The following is a 24,880-nucleotide window of genomic DNA, read 5'->3' as shown; positions in this document are numbered from 1 at the left end:
ATTTAGCCGCTGCCGGGTCGACAAATCGTCTAATCGCGCGATTCGGCCAGGGCTTCAAGACCGGCGAGGAACGTGGCGCGGCCGGCTTTTCCCAGCGGTTCGACCAGGTGGGCCCGCACGGCGGCGGCGTGCACCGGCCGCGCCCGCGCGACCTCCACGCGGCCGGCCTCGGTGATGAGCACTTCGACCCCGCCGTCGACGGCCCGCCGCGTCACCAGGCCCCGCTGCTCCATGCGGGTCAGGTGGTGCGACAACCGGCTGCGATGCCAGCCCATGGAGTCGGCGAGCAGGTTCTGCCGCAGCCGCCCCCGCCCGTCTTCGGCGACGCGGGTGAGCACGCCGAAGTCCGGATCGGACAGTCCGGTCGCGGCGGCGACGTCTTCGACGACCCGCGCGCGCACGGTTTCGGCCGCGCGCTTCCACGCGTGCCACAACGCCTGGTCGTCCTTGCTCAGCCGCTCCACGAGCTGCACTCTACGGCGCTGTTGTCATGACAACAAACTTCGGCGTACGCTGTTGTCATGACAACAGCATTGGTGACGGGCGGCAACAAGGGCATCGGCAAGGCGATCGCGGCCGGGCTCGTCCGGCGGGGATTCACCGTCTACTTGGGAGCGCGCGACGACCGGCGCGGGAAAGCCGCCGCCGAGGAGGTCGGGGCGCGCTTCGTCCGGCTCGACGTCCTTTCCGACGAGGACGTCGAAAACGCCGTGGCGGAGATCGGTGAACTGGACGTGCTGGTGAACAACGCGGGGATCAGCGCGGGCGGCTACGGGAAGCCGTCGGAAGAGTCCGCGGAAACGCTGCGCCGGGTTTACGAGACCAACGTGTTCGCGGTCGTCCGCGTGACCAACGCGTTCCTGCCACTGCTGCGGCGCTCACCCGCGGGCCGGATCGTGAACGTGACCAGCAAACGCGGCTCCCTCGGCGAAGAAGGCGCCTGGGCGGGTCAGCCGTCCATGCCTTACTCGTCCTCGAAGACCGCGCTCAACGCGCTGACCGTCCACTACGCGCGCGAGCTCGCGGACACGAAGATCAAGGTGAACGGCGCCGCCCCCGGTCACGTCGCCACGGACTTCAACGGCTTCCGCGGCACCCGCACCCCCGACGAAGGCGCCGAAGTGGCCATCCGGCTGGCCACTGTGGACGAAAACGGGCCAACCGGCGCCGTCTGCGAAGACGAGCGCCGGTTGGCCTGGTGAATCTCAGACGCGGGTGACCGTCAACGCGTCGCCCGCTTCCAGGTCCGGGATGTCGACCCGGACCGTGTCGCCGTCGCGAATTTCGCCGGACAGCAGCTCCTTGGCCAGCTTGTCGCCGATCGCCGACTGGACCAGCCGCCGGAGCGGGCGGGCGCCGTAGATCGGGTCGAAACCGTTGAGCGCGAGCCACTCGCGGGCGCCTTCGGTGACGTCGAGGCTCAGGCGCCGCTGGGCCAGCCGGGCCGCCAGGCGCGCCACCTGGATGTCCACAATGGACGTCAGCTGCTCGGTGCCGAGCGCGTGGAACACCACGATGTCGTCGAGCCGGTTGAGGAACTCCGGCTTGAACTGCCGCTGGACCACCTGCAGCACCGCGTCCCGCCGCTGCCGCTCGTCGAGCGACGGGTCAGCGATGGCCTGCGAGCCGAGGTTGGACGTCAGGATCAGGATGGTGTTCCGGAAGTCCACCGTCCGGCCCTGGCCGTCGGTCAGCCGCCCGTCGTCGAGGACCTGCAGCAGCACGTCGAAGACGTCCGGGTGGGCCTTCTCGACCTCGTCGAGCAGCACCACCGAGTACGGCCGGCGCCGGACGGCCTCGGTCAGCTGCCCGCCCTGGTCGTACCCGACGTAGCCCGGCGGGGCGCCGACCAGGCGCGCCACCGAGTGCTTCTCGGCGTACTCGCTCATGTCGATCCGCTGGATCGCCCGCTCGTCGTCGAACAGGAACTCCGCCAGCGCCTTGGCCAGCTCGGTCTTGCCGACGCCGGTCGGGCCGAGGAACAGGAACGAGCCGGTCGGCCGGTCGGGGTCGGCGACGCCGGCCCGGGCGCGGCGCACCGCGTCGGACACGACCTGCACGGCCTCGGCCTGCCCGATGACCCGGCGGCCCAGCTCCTCCTCCATCCGGAGCAGCTTGCCGGTCTCGCCTTCGAGCAGCCGGCCGGCCGGGATGCCGGTCCACGCGCTCACGACGTCGGCGACGTCGTCCGCGCCCACCTCTTCCTTCAGCATGACGTTCTGCTGGCTGGCCTCGTTCGCCGCGGTGGCCGCTTCGAACTCCTTCTCCAGCGCCGGGATCCGGCCGTAGCGCAGCTCGGCGGCCTTGCCCAGGTCACCGTCGCGCTCGGCGCGTTCGGACTCGCCACGCAGCTGCTCGAGCTCTTCCTTCAGCTCGCGGACCTTCTCGATGGAGCCCTTCTCGTTCTGCCAGCGCGCGGTCAACGCGGTCAGCGTCTCGCGCTTCTCGGCCAGCTCGGCGCGCAACGCGGACAGCCGATCCTTCGAAGCCGCGTCGCTCTCCTTGGCGAGCGCCATCTCCTCGATCTCGAGCCGCCGGACGGCGCGCTCGACTTCGTCGATCTCCACCGGCCGCGAGTCGATCTCCATGCGCAGCTTGGACGCGGCCTCGTCGACCAGGTCGATGGCCTTGTCCGGCAGGAAGCGCGCGGTGATGTAGCGGTCGGACAGCGTCGCGGCGGCGACCAGCGCGGCGTCCGTGATCCGGACACCGTGGTGGACCTCGTAACGCTCCTTCAGCCCGCGCAGGATCGCGATGGTGTCTTCGGGCGACGGCTCGCCGACCAGCACCTGCTGGAAGCGCCGCTCCAGAGCGGCGTCCTTCTCGATGTGCTGGCGGTACTCGTCGAGCGTAGTCGCGCCGACCATCCGCAGCTCACCGCGGGCGAGCATCGGCTTGATCATGTTGCCGGCGTCCATCGCGCCCTCGCCGGTCGCGCCGGCGCCGACGATCGTGTGCAGCTCGTCGATGAAGGTGACGACCTCGCCCGCGGAGTCGGTGATCTCCTTGAGCACGGCCTTGAGCCGCTCTTCGAACTCGCCGCGGAACTTCGCGCCGGCCACCATCGACCCCAGGTCGAGGGCGACGACGCGCTTGCCGCGCAGCGACTCGGGCACGTCCCCGGCGACGATCCGCTGGGCCAGCCCTTCGACGATCGCCGTCTTGCCGACGCCGGGCTCGCCGATCAGGACCGGGTTGTTCTTCGTGCGCCGCGACAGCACCTGCACCACGCGGCGGATCTCGGTGTCCCGCCCGATGACCGGGTCGAGCTCGCCGTTGCGGGCGCGCGCGGTGAGGTCGACGCCGTACTTCTCGAGCGCCTTGAACGTGCTCTCCGGGTCCTCGCTGGTGATCCGGGCGGAGCCGCGGACCTTGACGAACGCCTCCTGCAGCGCGTCCGGCGTCGCGCCGTGGCGCTTGAGCAGGTCGGCGACCTGGCCGCCCTCGGTCGCGAGCCCGACGAGCAGGTGCTCGGTCGAGACGTACTCGTCGCCCAGCTCGGTCGCCAGCTTCTGCGCGTGCGTCAGCGACTTGACGGCGAAGGTGTCGAACTGCGGGCTCGACACGGTCGCGCCGGTCGCCGACGGCAGCGCCGCGATGATCGGCTCGAGCTCCTTGTGCACCACCCCCGGGTCGGCCCCGACCGCGGTCAGCAGCGGTGCGGTCAGCCCCTCACCCTGCGCCAGCAGGGCGCCCAGCAGGTGGGCGGCCGACACGTGCGGGTTGCCGGCCATGGTGGCCGCCTGCGCCGCGGACGAGATCGCCTGCTGGGTCTTCGTGGTCGGGTTGAAAGCGTCCATCCCTCACCTCATGCTCGAAACTCAAAAGTCCTGGTGACAGGCCTGACCGAGACCTGACACTATCCTTAACGCACGAAAACTTGAGTCTGTTCCGCTCAACTCTGACCGGGTGCGACAGCGTCGGCCGGCAACCGGGTGCCGAGCATCCCGAGCCCGGCCACGGCGAGGCCGGCACACGCCCCGACCAGCACCCAGGGTAACCAGTCGGCCACCGAAAACAACGCGACCACGGCGGGCGCGAGCACCTGCGCCACCGTGAACGCGTACTGGTACGCAGCCAGATAACGCCCGCGGGCGACCGGAGGTGCCGCGGCCTCGGCCAGCGCGCCCGACCGCGGCCCGAACACGAGGTCACCCGCGGCGAACACCAGCGTCGTCACCAGCAGGTAGGCGACGCGCCAGCCGTCCGGCACGAGCAGCACCCCCAGGCTGACCAGGCACCACGCGGCGAACAACGCCGAGCCCGCCCGCATCGCGGCGATCCGCGTCAGCTTCGCCGTGAGCCGGAGCGCGAGCGTGCCGCCGAGGCTGGTCACCACGGTCAGCAGGGCGAGGATCGCGCCGGGCAGCCAGGCCGGGCCGTGCATCCGGTCGAGCACGAACACCGGCGTGCCGATCAGGAAGAACTCGAGGGAGAGGCCGAACAGGGCGCTGAAGAGGATCAGGGCGAGGTACGGCCGGTCGCGCAGCACCTTGACGGACCGTTCGCGCTGCGGCTCGTGCGGCCGCGCGAGCCGGACGGACACGGCGAGGACCAGGGCGGCGACGAGGAACGTCACGACGTCCATCAGGAGCGCGATCCGGTACCCGGCCGCGTCGAGCCAGGTCAGCAGCGCGCCCGCGACGAGCCCGCCGAGGCCGAAGCAGCCGGCCCGCACCATCCCCGCCTCGGCGAACGGCCGATCCTTCGGGACGTCACCCGCGACGTCGGCGATGAGCACGAACAACGAGCTGTAGAACAGCTGCTGCCCGGAGGCGAGCAGCACGGCGGCGGCGACCACCAGGCCCACGCTGTCGGCGACGAGGTACGCGCCCGCCCCCGCGGCCTGCAGCAGCTGGGCGCCGATCACCACCGCGCGCGGCCCGACGCGGTCCACGAGCCGGCCGGCCAGCGGCGGCACGACGAGCCCGACGACGGTGCCGAGCGTGACGGCGGTGCCCGCCACGGCGAGCGGCACCCCGACGACCTGCGTCACGTAGACCAAGGCCAACGGGAGGAAAAGACCCGAGCCGAAGTTGTCGACCCCCAACGCGCACAGCAGTGCGACCCGGCTACGCGCCACCCACCGAAGGTAACCCTGGGGCGCACCCCCGAGTCAGGCCCGAACGGACAATTTCCGGAGTGCAAAATGCCACTCCGGGTGTGACTGGTTCACCGGAGGTCACTTGGTCGCGTCAGCGAGACACGCGGCGCTGCCGAGGGCGCGACGGAGGTCGGCGTTCATCTCGGCGAGCCGGCCGATGAGGTCGGTGACACGCTCGTCGTCCCAGTCACCGAGCGCCTTCTCCATGAACTCGAGGTAGTTGGCGCGCCAGCGGGCGAGCTCGGCCCGGCCCTTCTCGGACACGCTCACCAGCGACGCCCGGCCGTCCTCGGGCGCGGGACGGCGGTCGACCAGCCCGGCGGCGGAGAGCTGGGTGATCTGCCTGCTGACCACCGAGAGGTCGACGAACCGGCGTTTCGCCAGCTCGGACGGCCGCGCCTCGCCGTTCTTCGCCAGGTCGGACAGCAGCATCGCGGCCGCCGGGTGCAGCCCCGGCTGGTCCTGCCAGGCCTGCATGATCCAGGCGTGCTGGAGCTGGGACGCGGTCTTCAGCTCGCGCATGAGCTCGACCCGGACGTCGTCGGTGTCGTCGAAGCCCATCGGACCCTCCTCCGCCATTACTTGTGCAATACAAGTTTATTGTCCATTCCTTGCGCGGGCAAGGAACGCCTCCGGTGAGGTCCCCCACGCCGTCCGTAGTGGTGATACACCCGGTCGGAGCAACAATGCGGGCAAAGGGCCGCCCGGCGGATACCCTGCGGACGAGCCGCGCGCGACGCGTGGCGAGTGACGAGGTGGAAGCAGTGGCGATGGACCCAGGAGGCGGCGTTGAGCGGAAGTGCGTCCGCCGCGCCCGGGCCGGCGGTGAATGACCGGGTGCCCCCGCTCAGCCGTCCCCGACCAGCGAACACCGGAACATGACCGCCGATTCCGTCAGCCCGTTCCCGCGGTCGTCGAGCCCGCGTGAAGCACCCGCGGCCGTCACCGCGATGGTCCAGCTCATCCGTGACAGCTGGGCGCAGGCCGAGCCGTACATCGCGGAGGTCTCCCAGTTCTTCTACGGGATGCTGTTCACCCTGGCGCCGACGACGCGCGACTTCTTCCCGATCAACATGGAGATCCAGCGCGGCCGGCTCGTGCGCGCGCTCGTGCACATCGTGCAGATGGTCGACCGGCCCGACGACCTCGCGCCGTTCCTGCGGCAGCTGGGGCGCGACCACCGTAAGTTCGGCGTCGTCCCGCGCCACTACGAGGCCGTCGGGACCGCGCTGCTCGCGTCGCTGAAGAACCACCTCGGCCGGGCGTGGACGCCCGAGGTCGAGCGCGCGTGGGCCGAGGCGTTCACCATCGCCGCGCGGGCCATGCAGGACGCCGCCGCCTCCGACACGAACCCGCCGTCGTGGCAGGCCACCGTGGTCGAGCACCGGCGGCTGACCTGGGACCTCGCCCTGGTCCGGCTGCTGCCTGACCAGCCGGTGCCCTACCACCCCGGCCAGTACATGAGCATCGAAGTCCCGCAGCGGCCCCGGCTGTGGCGCTACCTCTCACCGGCCAACGCGCCGCGCGAGGACGGCGGCATCGAGTTCCACGTCCGCGCGATCGACGGCGGCTGGGTCTCCCGCGCCATCGTCAGCCACACCCAGCCCGGTGACGTCTGGCGGCTCGGCCCGCCGCTGGGCCGGCTGACGGTCGACCGGGAGTCCTCCCGGGGTGTGCTGATGGTCGCCGGCGGCACCGGCGTCGCCCCGCTGCGGTCGATCCTCGACCACCTCGCGCTGTGGGGCGAGAACCCGAAGGTGCGGCTGTTCTACGGCGGGCCGTCCCGCGAGGACCTCTACGACCTCGAAGAACTGCGCGCGCTCGCCTCGGTCAACCCCTGGCTGAACATCACGCCGGTGGTCGAGCGCGGCGGTGAGGTCCCCGGGTTCGAGCAGGGCACGCTGGCCGAGGCGGTCACCCGCTACGGTTCCTGGCCGGACCACGACATCCTGGTGGCCGGCTCCCCGGCGATGATCCGCGCGACGGTGTCGCGCATGCTCGTGGCGGGCAGCGCGCTGGACCAGATCCAGTACGACCCGTTCACCATCGACTAGTTCGGAAAATCGCGTCCGACACTCGTACCGGGAAAGAGTCGGCCGAACTCCGGGAATTGTTACCGCGTCCACGGAATCCGTTCGGGTGATCGTTTTTACGCTGCGCCAGGCGAGGTTTACCGCGCGTGGTGAAATTGCTCCGTTCGAGCGGGAACGCGCGGAATCACGCGCATCTGCACGGGAATGCGCCTACAGTCGGGAACCCTCGGGGGCGGCACAGCGACAGCGACGCCGCAGGCATACGTGGAAAATCCTTGGCACGACTGGAGATCACCGTTCCCGATGAGTGCTGAATCCGTAAAGGTCTTCGAACCGCCCGAAGCCGTTCCCGTTTCGGCCGTCGAAGGCCGCGAGCTGGCCCGGTTGATCCGCGAAAGCTTTGCGGCGGTCGAGCCGAAAGCCGACGAACTGGCGCAGTACTTCTACGGCGCGTTGTTCGTGGTCGCCCCCGATTGCCGCGATCTTTTCCCGGTCACCATGACGACGCAGCGGAGCAGGCTGCTGCGCGCGATCGTGTACGTGGTGCAGATGGTCGACCGGCCCGACGAGCTGGTCACCTTCCTCGGCCAGCTGGGCCGCGACCACCGCAAGTTCGCCGTGGTCGCCCGGCACTACGACGCCGTCGGGATCGCGCTGCTGGCCGCCCTCAAGCGGTTCCTCAAGGAGAAGTGGACCCCGGAGGTCGAGTCCGCGTGGACCACGGCGTACGGGATCATCGCCAAGACCATGCGCGAGGCCGCCCAGGCGGAGACCGGGCCGGCGGCGTGGGCGGCCACCGTCCTGGAGCACCGCAAGCTCAACCGCGACGTCGCACTGGTGCGCGTGCAGACCGAGGGCCTGCTCCCGTACCGCGCCGGCAGCTACGTGAGCGTCGAGGTGCCGCAGCGCCCCCGCATGTGGCGGTACCTCTCGCCGGCGGGCGCCCCGCGCGGCGACGGTCAGATGAGCTTCCACATCCGCACGGTGCCCGGCGGCTGGGTCAGCGGCAGCATCGTCAACCACACCAAACCGGGTGACGTCTGGCGCCTCGGCCCGGCGATGGGCAACCTCTTCGTCCGGCCGACGACCACCCGGCGGCGGCTCCTGATGATCGCCGGCGGCACCGGCGTCACCCCGTTCGTGTCGATCCTCGACGACCTGGCGCACTGGAAGCGGAACCCGCCGGTGCACCTCTTCTTCGGCGGCCGAAGACCGGAAGACCTCTACGCGCTGGACGACCTGCGGCGCATCTCCGCGGTGTCGAAGTGGCTGACCGTCACCCCGGTCACCGAGGAGGGCGCGGTGACCGGCGGTGACCGCGGCACGCTCGCGCACGCGGTGACCCAGCGCGGGAAGTGGAAGAACCACGACGTCCTCGTGTCGGGGTCACCGCCGATGATCCAGGCGACGATCGCGAAGCTGCTGACCGCCGGGATCGACCTCGAGCGCATCTCCTACGACCCGTTCACCTTGGACTGAACGCGCTATCGTCGCTATATGGAGACGACTATTCCGGTTTCGGACGGCACCATCCGCGGTTACCTGGCGGAGCCCGGTGGTGAGGGCCCGCACCCGGGCGTGGTGCTCATCCACGACGCGTTCGGGCTGAGCCAGGACACGAAGAACATCACCGACCGCTTCGCCGGCGAGGGGTACCTGGCGCTCAGCCCGGATCTGTACGCGCGGGGCGGCTTCCGCCGGTGCGTGCGCCGGGTGTTCTCGGACATGTTCGCGAACCAGGGCCGGACGTTCGACGACATCGAGGCGTCGCGCGCGCTCCTGGCCGCGCGCCCGGACTCTTCGGGCCGGATCGGCATCGCCGGGTTCTGCATGGGCGGCGGCTTCGCGCTCGTCGCGGCGTCGCGCGGCTTCGAGGCGTCGGCGCCGTACTACGGGCAGCTCCCGAAGAACCTCTCGGTGCTCGACGACGCCTGCCCGATCGTCGCCAGCTTCGGCAAGAAGGACTTCTCGCTGCGCGGCGCCGCGGCCAAGCTGGAGACCGCGCTGACCGAGCGGGAGATCCCGCACGACGTCAAGGAGTACGACGGCGCCAGCCACGGGTTCGCCAACAAGCTCGAGGTCAAGCCGCCGCTGAACCTGCTGCTCAAGGTCGTCGGATTCACCTACCACCACGAGGCAGCCGAGGACGCATGGCGCCGAGTGACGTCTTTCTTCGGCGAACACCTGCAGCAACCGGCCCGACCTTCGCACTGAGCCGAGCGGGCTACCGAAGTCGCCGGATGGCGGTAGTTGATTGACCGTTGTGCCCGAATCATCTTATGGTCTAGACCACGTCTTCCCCGGACGTGCTCGTTCGTCCTCCCTCCGGAACACCGCCGTTCCCCCACGAGGAGCCGAAATGACCCTGAAGCGAAAGCTCTTCGCGGCCGCCGCCGGTGCGATCCTCGCGCCGGTGCTGGTCGTCGTCCTCCCCGCCACCTCCGCGAGTGCCCACGGGTACGTCTCCGACCCGCCCAGCCGCCAGGCCAACTGCGCGGCCGGGAAGGTGCCGAACTGCGGGCAGATCGTCTACGAACCGCAGAGCGTCGAAGGTCCCAAGGGCCTGCGCAGCTGCAACGCCGGCCTGGCGCAGTTCGCCGAGCTGGCCGACGAGTCGAAGCCGTGGCCGGCCAAGTCGGTCGGTTCTTCGGTGACGTTCAACTGGGTGTTCACCGCCCGGCACGCCACGAAGAGCTACGAGTACTACGTCGGCAACACGCTCGTCGCGTCGTTCAACGGCAACGGCCAGCAGCCGCCCGCGACTGTGCAGCACACCGTGAACCTGTCCGGGTATTCCGGCCGGGTGAAGGTGCTGGCGATCTGGAACATCTCCGACACGGCCAACGCCTTCTACAGCTGCATCGACCTGCAGGTCGGTGGCGGCGGCACCCCGCCGCCCACCACCACGCCGCCCCCGACCACGACCCCGCCGCCCACCACGACCCCGCCCCCGACGACGACCCCGCCGTCGAGCGGAACGTGGAAGGCCGGCACGGCGTACAAGGCCGGTGACGTCGTGACGTACAACGGCGTGAGCTACCGCTGCCTCCAGCCGCACACGGCGATCGCGGGCTGGGAGCCGCCGAGCACCCCGGCCCTCTGGCAGCGTCAGTGAGGCTGGTCCTGGTCGTCGTCGCGCTGCTGCTGGCCGGTTGCGGCAGCGGCGCGACGTGGACCCCGGCGAAGTTCAACGACGCCGACGTGATGTTCCTGCAGATGCTGATCACCCAGAACCAGCAGGGCATCGACATCGTCCGGCTGGCGAAGCAGCGCCCGCTCCCGGCGCCGGTGAAGGAGCTGTCGGCGGCGATCGAGGTGACGCAGCAGACCGAAGTCGACAACATGAAGAGCTGGCTGCGCACCTGGAACCGGCCCGAAAGCATGGACATGAACCCGCACGTCCACGCCGGCCACGGCGGCATGAAGATGACCGCGCCCGACCTCGTCGGCACGTTGAAGTCCACGAACGACACGGACTTCACGCGTAAGTACCTGGACGTGCTGACCGGCCAGCAGCAGGGCGCGGTCGAGCTGGCCCAGACCGAGAACGGCACCGCCGGCGGGATCAACGCCGACGCCCGGGACCTGGCCCGCCGCGTCATCGAGTCGCGGACCGCCGAGGTCCAGCAACTGCTGAATTTCAAGGCCTGAAACGCGAAAACCCTCCCCGGAGACCCGGGGAGGGTTCCGGCGAAGTCGGATTCGCCGGTCAGCTCGCAGCGCGGACGGCCAGGTACACCACACCGGACGTTGCGGTAGCGGCCCGGGAAGGTCGTGAATGACTCATTCATGACCTCTGACGAGGTGAATGAGTCATTCACGACATCGCAGCGGCCCGCCGGTCACGTCGCCCCGACTTTGCCGGGCCCCTGGGAGACCCGGGGAGGGCTTTGCGTGCTCAGGACGTCAGCGGCGCTTCGGCCGCCAGACCACCATCGCGGTCTGCGGGTTCAGCGGAACCAGGTCCCGGCGGTAGGACGCGTGCGCCGCCGCCGCGGCCTGTTCCCCAGCCGCGTACGCCGCCGCCAGTTCTTCGGTCAGCTCCTGCAGGCGGGCCCGCAGCGCGTCGACCTGGTTCTCCAGCTCGATGATGCGCTTGATGCCGGCCAGGTTGACGCCGTCTTCCTGCGACAGGCGCTGGACTTCGCGCAGCAGCGCGATGTCCCGCATCGAGTAGCGCCGCCCGCCACCGGACGTGCGGCCCGGTGACACCAGGCCCTGCCGGTCGTAGGTGCGCAACGTCTGCGCGTGCATCCCCGCCAGCTGGGCCGCCACCGAGATGACGAACACCGGGGTCTCTTCGTCCCCCTCCTGGGGAATCCCGCCGAACATCCCACTCACCTGCCTTCGAGCAGCTCAGTGATCTCGGGCCGGGGGTCGTGCCCGGCCATCGCCTCGGCGTACGCCTGCAGAGCTTCGCGCGCCTTGTCGTCCAGTTTGGCGGGAATCGCCGCGGTGAGGGTGACGAGCAGGTCACCCTGCGCGCCGTCACGCTTGGCGATGCCCTTGCCGCGCACGCGCAGCACCCGCCCGCTCGCGGTGCCCGGCGGCACCTTGAGCGAGACCTTGCCTTCGAGGGTCGGCACCGTGATCGTGGTGCCGAGCGTGAGCTCGGTGAAGTCCACCGGCACGGAGATCGTCAGGTCGAGCCCCTTGCGCCCGAACAGCGCGTGCGGAGCCACGTGCACCCGGACGTAGAGGTCGCCCGCCTGCGCGCCACCCCGGCCCGGCTCGCCCTGGCCGGCCAGCCGGATCCGCTGGTCGTCGTCGACGCCCGACGGGATCCGGACGGTCAGCGTGCGGGTCCGCGTGCTGACACCTTCGCCGCCGCACTCGGGGCACGGGTCGTCGATGATCTGCCCGCGGCCACGGCAGTCGCGGCACGGCTCCGAGAACGCGAACGCGCCCTGGCTGCGGCTGACCAGCCCCGACCCGGAACAGGTCGGACAGGTCCGCGGCGAGGTGCCCGGCTTCGCGCCGTTGCCGCCGCACGTCGAACAGGTCGCCGGGCTCGACAGCCGCAGCGGCAGGGTCGCGCCCTTGACCGCCTCGGTGAAGTCGATCCGGACGTCCGTTTCGACGTCGGCCCCGCGCTGGGGCCGGTTCGCCGTCGCGCCCGCCGTCGTCCGGCCGCGGCCGAACAGCCCGCCGAGGATGTCGCCGAGCCCGCCGAAACCGCCCTGCTGGCCGGCGCCGGCCTGGCCGAAGATGTCCCCGACATCGAAGCTGCCGGTGCCGCCGCCACCGGGGAAGTTGAACCCGCCCCCGCCCCCGCCGCCGCCGAACAGCCGCCGCGCCTCGTCGTACTCCTTGCGCTTGGCCGTGTCGGACAGCACGCCGTACGCCTCGGAGACGGCCTTGAACTTCTGCTCCGCCTCCGCGTTGCCGGCGTTCGCGTCCGGGTGGTTCTCCTTGGCCAGCTTCCGGTAGGCCTTCTTGATCTCGTCGGCTGTGGCGTCGGAGGAGACGCCCAGTTCACGGTAGAAGTCCTTGCCGATCCATTCCCGCGCACTCATCGGGCGTCTCCTCCTCCCACTGGAACCGGATACTGCTTACTGCTGCTGGTCATCGAGGCGCCCGTCGAGTGGCAGCTCGCCACCGACGGACGGGTCCACCGGGGCCGCGCCGGGCTCGTGGTCGGTCACGCCGACCAGCGCCGCCCGCAGCACGCGGTCCCCGAAGCGGTACCCGCGGCGCATGACCACGGTGACCGTCGGGCCCGCCACGTCCGGCGAGGTGTTGTGCTGCACGGCTTCGTGCACGCTCGGGTCGAAGGCCTCGCCCTCGGCGCCGAACGACTCGAGCCCCGCGCGCTGCAGCCCGCTGATCAGCTTGTCGCCGACGGCCTTGAACGCCCCGGTGAGGTCACCGTGCTGCTCGGCCCGCTCGAGGTCGTCGAGCAGCGGCAGCAGGTCGTTCACCACCGTCGCCTTCGCGCCGAGGACGACCGCCTCGCGGTCACGCTCGACGCGCTTGCGGTAGTTGGCGTACTCGGCCTGCAGGCGCTGGAGGTCGGCGGTGCGCTCGGCCAGCTCCTTCTCCACGCCGGAGACCACCGCGACCGAGTCGTCCACAATGGACTCGCCCAGCGAGGGGCCCGCGTGCTCCACGGGCTCCTCGTCGGGGTCCGGCGCGGCGTGGGCCGGACCGGGCGGGCGGACCTGCCCGGTCTGGGGGTCCACCCGGCGCCGGTCCCGCACGACCACCGGCTCCTCGGGGCCGCGGCCCTGGTTCTCGGATTCGTCGTAGCTGTGGGTCACTTCTTTTCGTCCTCTTCGACGATCTCGGCGTCCACCACGTCATCGGCCTTGGCACCCGTCGCGCCGGCCGCACCGGCGTCGCCACCGGCCGCGCCCGAAGCACCGGCCGCACCCGCGGCGGCGTCGGCGTTCGCGTTGGCGTACAGGGCGGTGCCCAGCTCCTGCGAAGCGGTGTTCAGCTTCTCGATCGACTCGCGGATCTTCGCCGAGTCGGTGCCCTTGAGCGCCTCGTTCGACTCGTCGATCGCGGACTTGACCTTGCCCTTGAGGTCCTCGGGCAGCTTGTCGTCGTTGTCCTTGAGGAACTTCTCGGTCTGGTAGACCAGCGTCTCGGCCTGGTTGCGCGTCTCGGCCTCTTCGCGGCGGGTCTTGTCTTCCTCGGCGTGCGCCTCGGCGTCCTTGACCATCCGCTCGATGTCGTCCTTCGGCAGCGCGGAGCCACCGGTGATCGTCATCGACTGCTCCTTGTTCGTGCCGAGGTCCTTGGCCAGGACGTGCACGATGCCGTTCGCGTCGATGTCGAAGGTGACCTCGATCTGCGGCACGCCACGCGGGGCGGGCGGGAGACCGGTCAGCTCGAACATGCCGAGCTTCTTGTTGTGCGCCGCGATCTCACGCTCACCCTGGAACACCTGGATCTGCACCGACGGCTGGTTGTCGTCCGCGGTGGAGAAGATCTCCGAGCGCTTGGTCGGGATCGTGGTGTTGCGCTCGATGAGCTTGGTGAACACGCCACCCTTGGTCTCGATGCCCAGCGACAGCGGCGTGACGTCCAGCAGCAGGACGTCCTTGACCTCGCCCTTCAGCACACCGGCCTGCAGCGCCGCGCCGACCGCGACGACCTCGTCCGGGTTCACGCCCTTGTTCGGCTCGCGGCCGCCGGTCAGCTCCTTGACCAGCTCGGACACGGCCGGCATGCGGGTGGAACCACCGACGAGCACGACGTGGTCGATGTCGCCGACGGCGATGTTCGCGTCGCGGATCACGTTGTTGAACGGGTTCCGGGTGCGCTCGAGCAGGTCCGAGGTGATCTTCTGGAACTCGGCGCGCGAGAGCTGCTCGTCGAGGAACAGCGGGTTCTTGTCGGCGTCGACCGTGATGTAGGGCAGGTTGATGCCGGCCGAGTTCGAGCTGGACAGCTCGATCTTCGCCTTCTCCGCCGCCTCGCGGATGCGCTGCAGCGCCATCTTGTCCTTGGTCAGGTCGATGCCGTTCGTGGCCTTGAACTTGTCGACCAGCCACTTGACGATGCGCTCGTCCCAGTCGTCGCCACCGAGGTGGTTGTCACCCGAGGTCGCGCGGACCTCGACGACGCCCTCGCCGATCTCCAGCAGCGAGACGTCGAACGTGCCGCCACCGAGGTCGAAGACCAGGATGGTCTGTTCCTTCTCGCCCTTGTCCAGGCCGTACGCCAGCGCGGCGGCGGTCGGCTCGTTGACGATGCGGAGCACGTTCAGGCCGGCGATCTGGCCGGCTTCCTTGGTGGCCTGCCGCTGCGCGTCCTCGAAGTACGCCGGGACGGTGATCACCGCGTCGGTGATCGTCTCGCCCAGGTACGCCTCGGCGTCGCGCTTCAGCTTCATCAGCACTCGCGCGCTGATCTCCTGCGACGTGTAGTTCTTCCCGTCGATCTCGGTCTTCCAGTCGGTGCCGATGTGCCGCTTCACGGACCGGATCGTCCGGTCGACGTTCGTCACGGCCTGGTTCTTGGCCGGCTGGCCCGTCAGCACTTCGCCGTTCTTGGCGAAGGCGACGATCGAGGGGGTGGTCCGGGACCCTTCAGAGTTGGCGATGACCGTCGGCTCGCCGCCCTCAAGGACGGCGACGACCGAGTTGGTCGTGCCGAGGTCGATGCCGACCGCTCGCGCCATGGTGCTTTCCTCCTGTGTAAGCCTGCTTCGTTCGTGACCTGCACGTTCGCCCCTGCCTTGAGCGGGGCCTTGGCAAGTTCTATCGGGCCTTCGCGTGTCGCGTCAAGCTGGACTTGAGTCGACTGCGCTCAACCTCTACGTCCAGCCTAACGACCGGCTCCGGGTTCTTGTTCCCGGCCTCGGCGCCCGAACTCGCCCCGAACGGGTGTGACCCCGCTCACGGGGTTTCACCGGACGTGCACGACGGCCAGTTTCGCCAGGTGCGGGGACGTGACGCTGACCGGAACGCCCTGCGCGGGAGCGGGACGTTCCGGTTCGCTGCGAAGGAAGCCGACGACCCCGAACATCGTGATGGCGCCGGCCAGTGCGGCGGCCAGGACCCGCCGTTCGATCTTGCCCATGGTGAAGGAAGCTCCAGTGGTGAGAGAAGGTCAGGCGGCGCGGACGGTCACGCTGCCGCTGTCGGTCGTGAGGTCCAGGGTGTGCGGCGCGGAGCCGTCGGTCGGGACGTCGATCTCGCGGTGCCCGCTGTCGCTGTCCCCGAGGACGCGATAGGGCCCGCCCGGCACGGCGACCTCGACGCTGCCGCTGTCGGCCTTCACCTTGACGTTGTTCGGCTCGGCGAGGGTGAACTCGACGCTCCCGCTCGACGACGTCACGTCGACCGGGCCGCGCACGTCGGTGCCGCTGATGCTGCCGGAGTCGGCGTGCAGCTGGACCTCCCCGACGTTCCGCAGGTCGATGCCCCCGCTGTCGAGCCGCAGCTTCACCAGGCCGGGCACGTCCTCGACCCGGGCGTGCCCGGAGTCGGCCTGGACGTCCACGCTCGCCATCCCGGCGATGTCGAGGCCGCCGGAGTCGACCTTCCCGGTGACGGGGATGTTCGCCGGCACGACGACCTCGAAGTCGACCGAGCAGTTCGTCCCGCAGTCGGTGAGCACGAGCTGGTCGCCCTCGACGCGGTAGAAGGTGTCACCGGGGTTGCCGCGCCAGTGGTAGTTCACCTCTTGGTGGACCGTCGCGGGCCCCGACCCCGCGCGGATCTTCACCGAGCCCGAGTCGCCTTCCAGCTTCACGCTGCGGATCGACTCCGAAAGCGTCTTGGTGTTCTCGAAGTCCGATCCCCAGCCCCAGCCGAACGCGGTCGCCAGGCCGACGCCGATCAGGACGATGCCACCTACGGCAAGAAGCGGGCGCGCCATGGTCGTTGGTCCCCTCAGTTGTTTCCTCTGCTGCGAAAACGGTATTGGCGACGGGATGGCCGGCACATGGGGGTAACCCCCCGAAAGACCCTGAGATCCGTCCCTGACACGCGGGGGTGGACGGAGGGGCCTAACCTGGCGCAAGACTCCAGTTCCATGATCAGGAGGATCCATGCCGCACGCACCCGGCCCGTACGAATCCCTGCCCGACGTGCCGTCGTTCACCGTCCGGAGCACCGACGTCGCCGACGGCGAAACCCTGGCCACGCCCCACTTGTCCGGCATCTTCGGCGCCGGCGGCGAAGACCGCTCGCCACACCTGGCTTGGGAAGGCTTCCCCGCGGAGACCAAGAGCTTCGCCATCACGTGTTACGACCCGGACGCCCCCACCGGCAGCGGCTTCTGGCACTGGGCGGTGTTCAACGTCCCGGCGTCGGTGACGGAGCTGGCTTCGGGCGCGGGCGACGGCTCCGGCCTCCCCGACGGAGCGGTGACGTTGAAGGGCGACGGCGGCGTCAAGCAGTTCCTCGGCGCGGCGCCCCCGCCCGGCCACGGCCCGCACCGGTACTACTTCGCGGTGCACGCGCTCGACGTCGACAAGCTCGAGGTCGATGGTGAAGCGACCCCGGCATTCCTGGGCTTCAACATGTTCGGCCACACGCTGGCGCGCGCGGTGATCACGCCGGTGTACGAGAACAAGGGTTAGGTTTCCCGGGTCAGGTTTCAGGGCCCGGCACTGTCGCGGATCGGCGACAGTGCCGGGCACTTTTTTGTCGGTGGCCGATGACACACTGCGGTCATGTCACCACCGATAGCGACACCCCGGTCGCGAGCACTGGGGTTCGGGCTGAGGAAGGCGCGCCAGGCGCGCGGCATCGGCCTGCGCGAACTGGCCCGCGGCGCGGACGTCCGCCCGGGCGACCTGTCCAACTGGGAGCTCGGCCTGCGGGTGCCCAAGGTCGAGGAGGTCGCGCTCCTGCTCGGGCGGATGCAGGTCAGTGTCGAGGAGCGGACGCGGCTGCTCGAGCTGGCGGAGAACGCCCGCGAGCCCAACTGGCTCGAACCCAAGGTGGGCCCCGAAGTCGCCGCCTACGCCGAGTACGAGCGCACGGCGACCGCGCTGTTCACGTGGCAGCCGATCCTCGTGCCCGGCCTCCTCCAGACCGAGGACTACATCCGCGCGGTCGCCACCCTTCCCCAGCGCACCAGGGCCGAGGTCCAGCACCTGACCGAGGTCAAGCTCGCCCGCCAGGAGCGGCTCCACGGCCGCGATCCGCTCCCGTACGCGGCCCTCCTCGCCGAAACCGCGCTGCGGCGCGGTTTCGGCGGCCCGGCGGTCATGGCCGAGCAGCTCCACCGCCTCCTCGCCTCGATGGACCGCCCCAACATCAGCCTCCGGATCGTCCCGGCCACCGACCACGCCCACCCCGGGGTGTGGGGCTCCTTCACCGTTCTCGAGTTCCCGGCGCTGCCGTCGATCGTCTTCATCGAGCAGTACCACGGCAGCGCCTACCTCTACGATGACGATCAGGTGGCGGCCTACCGCGCCGCCGCCGAGTCCATGACCTCCCTCGCGCTGAGCGAGCCCGACTCCGCGCAGCTCCTCCGGGAGGTGATCGCCGAAGTGGAGGCCTGACATGCACTGGCAGAAGTCCAGCCACAGCGCGGATGCGGACTGCGTCGAAGTGGCGCTCGCGGAAGTGGTGCAGATCCGCGACACCAAGGACCGCCCGGGCGGCACCCTCCGGATTTCCACCCGATCGTGGGAAGCACTCCGCACCGACCTCACGCGGTGATCCGGCCCGTCACCCCCGACGACTGGCGGGAGTGGCGCGACCTCCGCCTGGCTGCCCTGCGCGACACCCCCGAAGCCTTCAGCGCGACCCTCGCCGACTGGGAGAACGCCCCCGAGCACCGCTGGCGAGCGCGTCTCGACGGCACCTTCAACGTGCTCGCGGACCTCGACCACGAGCCCGCGGGGATGGCGACCGGCTTCCCGCGTGACGACCACGTCGAGCTGGGCACGATGTGGGTCGCCCCGCGAGCGCGTCGCCGAGGCGTGGGCGAGGCGCTGGTGCGCGCGGTCATCGGCTGGGCGGTCGGCAAGCGCGTGACGCTGCAGGTCGCCGAGGGCAACACCGCCGCCGTCGCGCTCTACCGGCGTCTCGGCTTCACCGGCGACCGCCGTCTGGAATACCAGACGAAATCGCCCCGACAGGCCTAGGACCAGCCCGCCGGGCGACGGTTAATACCTCCCGAAGCACGATCAGCAGGAGGCACACCGTGGCGGCGACGCTCGAACGCAGGTCCATCGACCCGGTCCCGGAGACCGAACGGCACGGCCACCCGCGCAGCCTCTTCACGCTCTGGTTCGCGGCGAACATGCAGATCACGTCGGCCGTCACGGGGGCGCTGACCGTGCTCGTCGGGGTGCACCCGCTGTGGGCGCTGGTCGCCGTCCTGGGCGGGAACGTCCTCGGCGGCATCCCGATGGCGCTGCACGCCGCCCAGGGCCCGAAGCTGGGCATCCCGCAGATGATCCAGTCGCGCGCGCAGTTCGGCGTGTACGGCGCGGTCCTGCCGCTGGTCCTGGTCGTCGTGATGTACCTCGGGTACTTCGCCAGCGGGAACGTCCTGGGCGGACAGGCCGTCGCGGAGATCACCGGCCTCCCGACCGACGCCGCGATCGGCGTGTACGCCGCCCTTTCCGCGCTGATCGCGATCGTCGGGTACCGGCTGATCCACCGGTTCGGCTGGGTGGCGTCCGCGCTGTCGGTCGTCGTCTTCGTGTACCTCACGATCCGCCTGGTCGGCGGCCACGACCTCGGCGCCGTCCTCAGCACGCCGACGCTCGACTTCCCGAAGTTCCTGCTCGCCCTCTCCCTGACGGCGTCGTGGCAGCTGACGTTCGGCCCGTACGTCGCGGACACCTCGCGCTACCTCCCGTCGGCGACGTCGGTGCGCGCGACCTTCTGGTGGACCTACGGCGGCACGGTCCTCGGCGCCACGTGGGCGATGTCGTTCGGCGCGCTCGCGTACGCCGTCGCCGGGAAGGCGTTCAAGGGCCACGAAGTCGCTTACGTCGTCGGCCTCGGCGGCGAGGCGCTGCTCATCCCGCTGCTGCTGGCGATCGCGCTCGGCAAGTTCACGGTAAACGTCCTGAACATCTACGGCGGCTACATGACGGTCGCGACCGCGCTCACCGCGTTCAGCCGCAAAGCCGCGCTGTCGCAGCAGGCCCGCGTCGGGTACATCGCGATCGTCGGGGTGCTCGGCGGGATCATCGCAGTGCTCGGGCGCGGCGAGTTCCTCGGGAACTTCGTGCTGTTCCTGGACTTCCTGCTGTACTTCCTGACGCCGTGGAGCTCGATCAACCTGGTCGACTTCTACCTGGTGCGCAAGGAGTCCTACGACCTCGAAGCGATGTACGACCCGAACGGCCGCTACGGCCGCTGGGCGGCGCCGGCGCTGATCGCGTACTTCGTCGGGATCGCCGTGCAGATCCCGTTTTCGAACGTCGAAGGCATCTTCGTCGGCCCGATGGCCCCCCTGCTCGGCGGTGCCGACATCTCGTGGCTGATCGGCCTGGCCGTCCCGGGCGCGCTGTACTTCGCCCTTCAGCGCAGGGCTTCCTTGTTGACGCCTTCGCGTTCGAGGTAGCGGCCCTTGGTGTGCTCACCGAAGCCGAACTGCCGGTAGAGCCCGTGCGCGTCGGCGGTGTGCAGCATCCAGCGGAAGCCGGCGCCGGGCCCGTTGTCGATCATCTCGCGCACGATCTCCTTGCCGAGCCCGCTGCCGCGCGCGGAGTCCACCACGAAGACGTCGGCGAGATAGGCGCTGCTGACGCCATCCGAGAAGGCGCGCGCGAAGCCGACCATCTCCCCATCGCGGTACGCGCCGACGACCCGCCACGAGCCCTCGATGGCGGCTTCGACCTGTTCGCGCGTGCGCCAGCGGCCCCAGTAGGCCTCGGTGGAGAGGAACTTCCACACCACTTCGAGGTCCAGCCGCGTCCGGTCGTCGTCGAGCTCGTAGGCACCGAAAGTCCGCATGATCCGAAGCTAACCGGCGCGTCAACGCGGTTTGAGCAGGTAGTCCACCACCGGCCGCAGCTCGTCCGCGGACGGCGGGCCGTCGTCGATCAAACCCTGGATCAGCAGCCCGTCAATGCCCGCGAGGAACACCCGGAACGCCACTTCGTCGTCGTGCCGGACCATCGACGTCAGGACGTCCAGCCAGCGCCGCGCGGCCGGGCGCAGCTCCGGCTTCCGCGCGGCCAGCAGGTACAGCTCGTACTCGGCCATCGTCCGGCCGCGCCGCGGCCCGAGCGCCTCCGCGAGCAGGCCCGCGACCTCCTCGGCGCCGCGGGAGCCGCGCGAGCGGGCGCGGTCGATCATCCAGTAGACCTCGGTCGCCATGTCGCGGGCGCACGAGATGAGCGTCGCGATCAGCAGGTCGTCCAGCGACGAGAAGTGGTACGTCGTGGACGTCGTGGGCACGCCGGCCTCGGCCGCGACCGTCCGGTGCGTCACGCCCGCGACGCCGTCTCGCTCGATCACGCGCAGCGCGGCCGCGATGATCTCCGCGCGCCGCTTCTCGCCGCGGGCCTTCCGGCCGTCGACCTGCAGTTTCACGACGACGCACTCCCCAGCTCGATCAGCACCACCCCGCCGATCACCAGCGCCAGCCCGGCGATCATGGCGGCGTTGACCGGCTCCTTGAGGAACACCACGCCGATGATCGCGACCAGCGCGACCCCGGCCGCGGCCCAGATCGCGTACGCGACGCCGACGGACAGCCCCAGCTTCAGCACCTGCGAAAGCGCGAAGAACGCGATCGCGTACCCGATCACCACGACGATCGACGGCCCGAGCTTGGAGAAGCCTTCGGAGAGCTTTAGCGAGACCGTCGCGGAGACCTCGGCGGCGATCGCCAGCGCAAGCAGAAGGTACGCACCCATAGGGTGAAAACTACCTGAACGATCGTCCCGAAACAAAGAGCGACGTACACCACATCGGTGGGACTTAGGCCCACTCAACGGGTTACTCATCAGTAAGGACGGTTAGTCTCCCGGCACCACCACTGATCCATCCGGACGAAAGGCACCCGAACGATGGGCGCTCTGCAACTGACGCTCGGCGGGATCTCCGTCGTGCTCGGCCTCGTCGCCTGGGGCATGTTCGCCGCGACGATCGCCCGTTTTGTGCGGGTCATCCGCCTCGGGCAGCCCGACGCGACCCGCAACGGCCCCTTCATGCCGCGCATGAAGACGCTGATCAAGGAGTTCGCGGCCCACACCCGGATGAACCGGAAGCGCAGCGTCGGACCGGCCCACTGGCTGGTCATGTGGGGCTTCCTGCTCGGCTCGCTCGCGCTGTTCGAGGCGTACGGCGAAGTCTTCGTCCCGCACTGGGGCTGGCCGATCCTCGACGACTTCCCGCCGTTCCAGCTGCTCATGGAGCTGCTCGGGGTCGGCACGATCGTCGGCATCCTGGTGCTGATGGCGATCCGCCAGCGCAACCACCCGCGCCGCGCCGACCGCCAGTCGCGCTTCCAGGGCTCCAACTTCAAGTGGGCCTACTTCATCGAGGCCGTCGTCCTGATCGAGGGCATCGGCATCATCGGCGTCCGCGCCGCGAAGGCCGCGCTCGGCGCACACGAGACGCCGACCTGGGCCGCCTTCGTCTCGAACCCGCTCGGCGAGCTGCTGCCGGCCAGCCCGAACCTGGTCACGGTGTTCGCGTTCGTCAAGCTGATGAGCGCCACTGTCTGGCTGATCGTCGTCGCGCGCACGATGACCATGGGCATCGCCTGGCACCGCTTCAGCGCGTTCTTCAACATCTACTTCAAGCGCGAGGCCGACGGCGGCGTCGCCCTCGGCGCGCTCAAGCCGATGATGAGCGGCGGCAAGGTCCTCGACCTCGAGGAAGCCGACCCGGACGAGGACACCTTCGGCGTCGGCAAGATCGAGGACTTCAGCTGGAAGGGCTGGCTGGACTTCTCGACGTGCACCGAGTGCGGCCGCTGCCAGGAACAGTGCCCCGCGTGGAACACCGGCAAGCCGCTGTCGCCGAAGCTCGTCATCACGCAGCTGCGTGACCACGCGTACGCGAAGGCGCCGTACCTGATGGCCGGCGGCAAGCGCGACATGGCCGGCGACGAGGTCGGCCTGTCCGGCGACAACATGTACGCGGGCATCGACGTCCTCGCCATCGCCGAGTCCCAGAAGGCCCTGATCGGCGACGACGGCGGTGTCATCGACCCCGACGTCCTCTGGTCCTGCACCAGCTGCGGCGCCTGCGTCGAGCAGTGCCCGGTCGACATCGAGCACGTCGACCACATCGTCGACATGCGGCGTTACCAGGTGATGATCGAGTCGTCGTTCCCCAGCGAGCTGAACGGCATGTTCAAGAACCTGGAGAACAAGGGCAACCCCTGGGGCCAGAACGCCAAGGACCGGCTCGCCTGGACCGAGGACCTGGACTTCGAGGTCCCGGTGTTCGACGGCGACATGGGCGACGCCGAGTACCTCTTCTGGGTCGGCTGCGCCGGCGCGTTCGAGGACCGCGCGAAGAAGACGACCCGCGCGGTCGCCGAGCTGCTGCACATGGCCGACGTCAAGTACAAGGTGCTCGGCTCGGAAGAGTCCTGCACCGGTGACCCGGCCCGCCGCGCGGGCAACGAGTTCCTGTTCCAGATGCTGGCGCAGCAGAACGTCGAGGTCCTGAACACGGTGTTCGAGGGCCGCGAGCGCAAGGCCCGCAAGGTCGTCGTGACCTGCGCGCACTGCTTCAACACCCTCGCCAACGAGTACCCGGAGCTGGGCGGCCAGTTCGACGTCGTGCACCACACGCAGCTGCTGAACCGCCTGGTGCGGGAGAAGCAGCTGGTCCCGGTGGCGCCGGTCGCCGAAGACGTCACCTACCACGACCCGTGTTACCTCGGCCGCCACAACAAGGTCTACGAGGCGCCGCGCGAGCTGGTCGGCGCGACCGGCGCGCGGCTGCGCGAGATGCCGCGGCACGGCGACAAGTCGATGTGCTGCGGCGCCGGCGGCGCCCGCATGTGGATGGAAGAGAAGATCGGCAAGCGGATCAACGTCGAGCGCGTCGACGAGGCGCTCGGCACCGCGCCGTCGAAGATCGCGACCGGCTGCCCGTTCTGCAAGGTGATGCTGAACGACGGCCTGACGGCCCGCCAGAGCGACGGCAGCGCGAGCGAGAAGGTCGAGATCGTCGACGTCGCGCAGATGCTGCTGGAGTCGGTCAAGCGCAAGCCGGAGCCGAAGCCGATCGCCCTCGGGGCGCCGTCGCTCGCGGCGGAGCCCGTCGAAGAAGCCTGACGACCCGCGGCCCGGCCATGACATTCGTCCTGGCCGGGTCGTGATCGACGGCCCAGGCACCGCCCCGCCGTCCGCCCGACGATGAGGGAATGCGAAAGTCCGCGGCCCTCACCCTGGCGCTCCTCGCCCCGTTCACGGCCGAGTTCCTGCTCGCCGACCAGTACCTCGCCGGTCCGCCCGAGCTGGGGCAGCAGCTCGGCATGTTCGCCCTCTACGTCGCCTTCTACGGCGCGGCGGCGCTGCTGATCCGCGAAGCCGCCCGGCGCCGGGGCCGCGGCTGGCCCACGATCCTCACGCTCGCCCTCGCGTTCGGCGTCTTCGAAGAAGGCCTGCTGACGCAGACGCTCTTCAACCCGCACTACCTCGGCCTGGACCTGCTGACGCCCGGGCACATCGCCTGGCTCGGCATCGGCGCGCCGTGGACGGTCTACGTGCTGACCCTGCACGTCGTGTGGAGCATCGGCGCGCCGATCGCGGTCGCCGAGGCGCTCTTCGGCCGTGAACCGTGGCTGAAGAAGGTCGGCCTGAGCCTCTGGAGCGTGTCGCTGGTCGTCGGCGCCGCCGCCACCTTCGCCATCACCTACTCCTTCGCGCGCTTCGTCGCACCCGTCGCGCAGCTCGCCGGGGCCGCCGTGGTCGCCATCGTGCTGGTCGTCGCGGCGTTCCGGTTCCGCTCTCCGGTCTGGACGTCGACGCCGGGGAACCCCTGGGTCGCGCTCGCCCTGGGCGCCGGCGCGAGCAGCGCGTTCCAGATCCTGCGCAGCCTGGACGTCGACCCGTGGCTGCTCGTCGGACTGCTCTTGGCGCTCGAAGCGATCACCGCCGTCGTGGTCCTGCGGCTGCGCCCACCCGCGTTTCCGCTGGCCGCGGGAGCCGTCGTGACCTATTGCTGGCTGGGCATGAAAACGACCATTCCCTACGGCACGATCGCCATTGTCGAGCAGTCGGTCCTCATTCTCGTAGCCGTGGCACTACTGGTTGTCACCAGTCGATCAAGGCGTCCACTAGCTGGGAATTCGTAGCGGCAATCGATTACTGCCACAATGTCCGCGATATTCACTGAAATGG

General features: G+C 69.8%; 26 protein-coding genes. 13 read left to right on the top strand and 13 right to left on the bottom strand.

Annotation, left to right across the window (positions count from 1 at the left end; all coding sequences use genetic code 11):
• Nucleotides 1-29: 29 nt before the first annotated feature.
• Nucleotides 30-464 carry a MarR family winged helix-turn-helix transcriptional regulator gene (locus ACZ63E_RS01905; RefSeq protein ID WP_465333539.1) on the bottom strand — a complete coding sequence of 145 codons (435 nt, stop codon included), beginning with the start codon at nt 462-464 and terminating at the stop codon, nt 30-32.
• 57 nt (nt 465-521) lie between these two features.
• On the opposite strand from ACZ63E_RS01905, the gene ACZ63E_RS01900 reads away from it, so the two are divergent.
• Nucleotides 522-1,202 carry an SDR family oxidoreductase gene (locus tag ACZ63E_RS01900; RefSeq protein ID WP_465333538.1) on the top strand — a complete coding sequence of 227 codons (681 nt, stop codon included), beginning with the start codon at nt 522-524 and terminating at the stop codon, nt 1,200-1,202.
• Nucleotides 1,203-1,205: 3 nt separating this feature from the next.
• On the opposite strand, the gene clpB is transcribed toward ACZ63E_RS01900, so the two are convergent.
• The 3 genes from clpB to ACZ63E_RS01885 all read right to left on the bottom strand — a co-directional run bounded on the left by clpB (nt 1,206) and on the right by ACZ63E_RS01885 (nt 5,665).
• Nucleotides 1,206-3,800 carry an ATP-dependent chaperone ClpB gene (gene clpB, locus ACZ63E_RS01895; protein WP_465333536.1) on the bottom strand — a complete coding sequence of 865 codons (2,595 nt, stop codon included), beginning with the start codon at nt 3,798-3,800 and terminating at the stop codon, nt 1,206-1,208.
• 95 nt (nt 3,801-3,895) lie between these two features.
• Nucleotides 3,896-5,083: an MFS transporter gene (locus ACZ63E_RS01890; RefSeq protein WP_465333534.1), complete on the bottom strand. Its 1,188-nt coding sequence runs from the start codon at nt 5,081-5,083 to the stop codon at nt 3,896-3,898.
• Nucleotides 5,084-5,182: 99 nt separating this feature from the next.
• Complete coding sequence (locus ACZ63E_RS01885) at nt 5,183-5,665, bottom strand: MarR family winged helix-turn-helix transcriptional regulator (RefSeq protein WP_465333532.1); 483 nt, start codon at nt 5,663-5,665, stop codon at nt 5,183-5,185.
• A 317-nt stretch (nt 5,666-5,982) separates the two neighbouring features.
• Here ACZ63E_RS01885 and ACZ63E_RS01880 point away from each other — a divergent pair, with 317 nt between their 5' ends.
• The 5 genes from ACZ63E_RS01880 to ACZ63E_RS01860 all read left to right on the top strand — a co-directional run bounded on the left by ACZ63E_RS01880 (nt 5,983) and on the right by ACZ63E_RS01860 (nt 10,788).
• Complete coding sequence (locus ACZ63E_RS01880) at nt 5,983-7,158, top strand: globin domain-containing protein (RefSeq protein WP_465333530.1); 1,176 nt, start codon at nt 5,983-5,985, stop codon at nt 7,156-7,158.
• A 354-nt stretch (nt 7,159-7,512) separates the two neighbouring features.
• Nucleotides 7,513-8,616, top strand: a complete 1,104-nt coding sequence (locus ACZ63E_RS01875) for a globin domain-containing protein (RefSeq protein ID WP_465334347.1) — start codon at nt 7,513-7,515, stop codon at nt 8,614-8,616.
• 18 nt (nt 8,617-8,634) lie between these two features.
• Nucleotides 8,635-9,351 (top strand): dienelactone hydrolase family protein, encoded by a 717-nt coding sequence (locus ACZ63E_RS01870; RefSeq protein ID WP_465333528.1) that lies wholly within the window; start codon nt 8,635-8,637, stop codon nt 9,349-9,351.
• A 145-nt stretch (nt 9,352-9,496) separates the two neighbouring features.
• A complete protein-coding gene (locus ACZ63E_RS01865) occupies nt 9,497-10,252 on the top strand; it encodes a lytic polysaccharide monooxygenase (RefSeq protein ID WP_465306886.1) in 756 nt (251 codons plus the stop codon).
• Nucleotides 10,249-10,788 (top strand): DUF305 domain-containing protein, encoded by a 540-nt coding sequence (locus ACZ63E_RS01860; RefSeq protein ID WP_465333526.1) that lies wholly within the window; start codon nt 10,249-10,251, stop codon nt 10,786-10,788. The genes ACZ63E_RS01865 and ACZ63E_RS01860 overlap by 4 nt, the downstream gene beginning before the upstream one ends.
• Before the next feature lie 255 nt (nt 10,789-11,043).
• Here ACZ63E_RS01860 and ACZ63E_RS01855 read toward each other — a convergent pair whose 3' ends face one another.
• From ACZ63E_RS01855 to ACZ63E_RS01830, 6 genes are all read right to left on the bottom strand, one after another.
• Nucleotides 11,044-11,469 (bottom strand): heat shock protein transcriptional repressor HspR, encoded by a 426-nt coding sequence (locus ACZ63E_RS01855; protein WP_465306881.1) that lies wholly within the window; start codon nt 11,467-11,469, stop codon nt 11,044-11,046.
• Nucleotides 11,470-11,474: 5 nt separating this feature from the next.
• Complete coding sequence (dnaJ, locus tag ACZ63E_RS01850) at nt 11,475-12,653, bottom strand: molecular chaperone DnaJ (RefSeq protein WP_465333525.1); 1,179 nt, start codon at nt 12,651-12,653, stop codon at nt 11,475-11,477.
• A 36-nt stretch (nt 12,654-12,689) separates the two neighbouring features.
• Nucleotides 12,690-13,397: a nucleotide exchange factor GrpE gene (grpE, locus tag ACZ63E_RS01845; RefSeq protein WP_465333523.1), complete on the bottom strand. Its 708-nt coding sequence runs from the start codon at nt 13,395-13,397 to the stop codon at nt 12,690-12,692.
• A complete protein-coding gene (dnaK, locus tag ACZ63E_RS01840) occupies nt 13,394-15,268 on the bottom strand; it encodes a molecular chaperone DnaK (protein WP_465333521.1) in 1,875 nt (624 codons plus the stop codon). The genes grpE and dnaK overlap by 4 nt, the downstream gene beginning before the upstream one ends.
• Before the next feature lie 227 nt (nt 15,269-15,495).
• Complete coding sequence (locus ACZ63E_RS01835; RefSeq protein WP_465306873.1) at nt 15,496-15,669, bottom strand: hypothetical protein; 174 nt, start codon at nt 15,667-15,669, stop codon at nt 15,496-15,498.
• 30 nt (nt 15,670-15,699) lie between these two features.
• Nucleotides 15,700-16,470 (bottom strand): DUF4097 family beta strand repeat-containing protein, encoded by a 771-nt coding sequence (locus tag ACZ63E_RS01830; RefSeq protein WP_465306871.1) that lies wholly within the window; start codon nt 16,468-16,470, stop codon nt 15,700-15,702.
• 172 nt (nt 16,471-16,642) lie between these two features.
• On the opposite strand from ACZ63E_RS01830, the gene ACZ63E_RS01825 reads away from it, so the two are divergent.
• The 5 genes from ACZ63E_RS01825 (at nt 16,643) to ACZ63E_RS01805 (ending at nt 20,130) form a co-directional block, all read left to right on the top strand.
• Nucleotides 16,643-17,176: a YbhB/YbcL family Raf kinase inhibitor-like protein gene (locus ACZ63E_RS01825; RefSeq protein ID WP_465333519.1), complete on the top strand. Its 534-nt coding sequence runs from the start codon at nt 16,643-16,645 to the stop codon at nt 17,174-17,176.
• Nucleotides 17,177-17,269: 93 nt separating this feature from the next.
• Nucleotides 17,270-18,106: a helix-turn-helix domain-containing protein gene (locus ACZ63E_RS01820; protein WP_465333517.1), complete on the top strand. Its 837-nt coding sequence runs from the start codon at nt 17,270-17,272 to the stop codon at nt 18,104-18,106.
• A gap of 1 nt (nt 18,107) precedes the next feature.
• The gene (locus ACZ63E_RS01815) at nt 18,108-18,266 is read left to right on the top strand and encodes a DUF397 domain-containing protein (RefSeq protein ID WP_465333515.1); all 159 of its coding nucleotides are present in this window, start codon (nt 18,108-18,110) and stop codon (nt 18,264-18,266) included.
• Nucleotides 18,263-18,694 carry a GNAT family N-acetyltransferase gene (locus ACZ63E_RS01810; protein ID WP_465333513.1) on the top strand — a complete coding sequence of 144 codons (432 nt, stop codon included), beginning with the start codon at nt 18,263-18,265 and terminating at the stop codon, nt 18,692-18,694. Before ACZ63E_RS01815 ends, ACZ63E_RS01810 begins: the two co-directional genes overlap by 4 nt.
• 59 nt (nt 18,695-18,753) lie before the next feature.
• Nucleotides 18,754-20,130 (top strand): purine-cytosine permease family protein, encoded by a 1,377-nt coding sequence (locus tag ACZ63E_RS01805; protein WP_465333512.1) that lies wholly within the window; start codon nt 18,754-18,756, stop codon nt 20,128-20,130.
• Here the strand turns inward: ACZ63E_RS01805 and ACZ63E_RS01800 are convergent.
• The 3 genes from ACZ63E_RS01800 to ACZ63E_RS01790 are packed head-to-tail and all read right to left on the bottom strand — an operon-like array spanning nt 20,088 to nt 21,430.
• On the bottom strand, nt 20,088-20,522 hold the full coding sequence (locus ACZ63E_RS01800) for a GNAT family N-acetyltransferase (protein ID WP_465333511.1): 435 nt from the start codon (nt 20,520-20,522) through the stop codon (nt 20,088-20,090). The two genes, ACZ63E_RS01805 and ACZ63E_RS01800, sit on opposite strands and share 43 nt — an antisense overlap.
• A gap of 21 nt (nt 20,523-20,543) precedes the next feature.
• Nucleotides 20,544-21,104, bottom strand: a complete 561-nt coding sequence (locus ACZ63E_RS01795; RefSeq protein WP_465333509.1) for a TetR/AcrR family transcriptional regulator — start codon at nt 21,102-21,104, stop codon at nt 20,544-20,546.
• Nucleotides 21,101-21,430 carry a DMT family transporter gene (locus tag ACZ63E_RS01790; RefSeq protein WP_465333508.1) on the bottom strand — a complete coding sequence of 110 codons (330 nt, stop codon included), beginning with the start codon at nt 21,428-21,430 and terminating at the stop codon, nt 21,101-21,103. The genes ACZ63E_RS01795 and ACZ63E_RS01790 overlap by 4 nt, the downstream gene beginning before the upstream one ends.
• A gap of 153 nt (nt 21,431-21,583) precedes the next feature.
• Here ACZ63E_RS01790 and ACZ63E_RS01785 point away from each other — a divergent pair, with 153 nt between their 5' ends.
• Entirely contained in the window at nt 21,584-23,812 is a 2,229-nt protein-coding gene (locus tag ACZ63E_RS01785) for a (Fe-S)-binding protein (RefSeq protein ID WP_465333506.1), read from the top strand.
• Between the two features lie 89 nt (nt 23,813-23,901).
• Complete coding sequence (locus ACZ63E_RS01780) at nt 23,902-24,834, top strand: hypothetical protein (protein WP_465333505.1); 933 nt, start codon at nt 23,902-23,904, stop codon at nt 24,832-24,834.
• The last annotated feature ends 46 nt before the right edge of the window (nt 24,835-24,880 follow it).

It is taken from the genome of Amycolatopsis sp. NPDC104819 (assembly GCF_055583145.1).
This window is presented reverse-complemented; position numbering and strand designations above follow the sequence as displayed.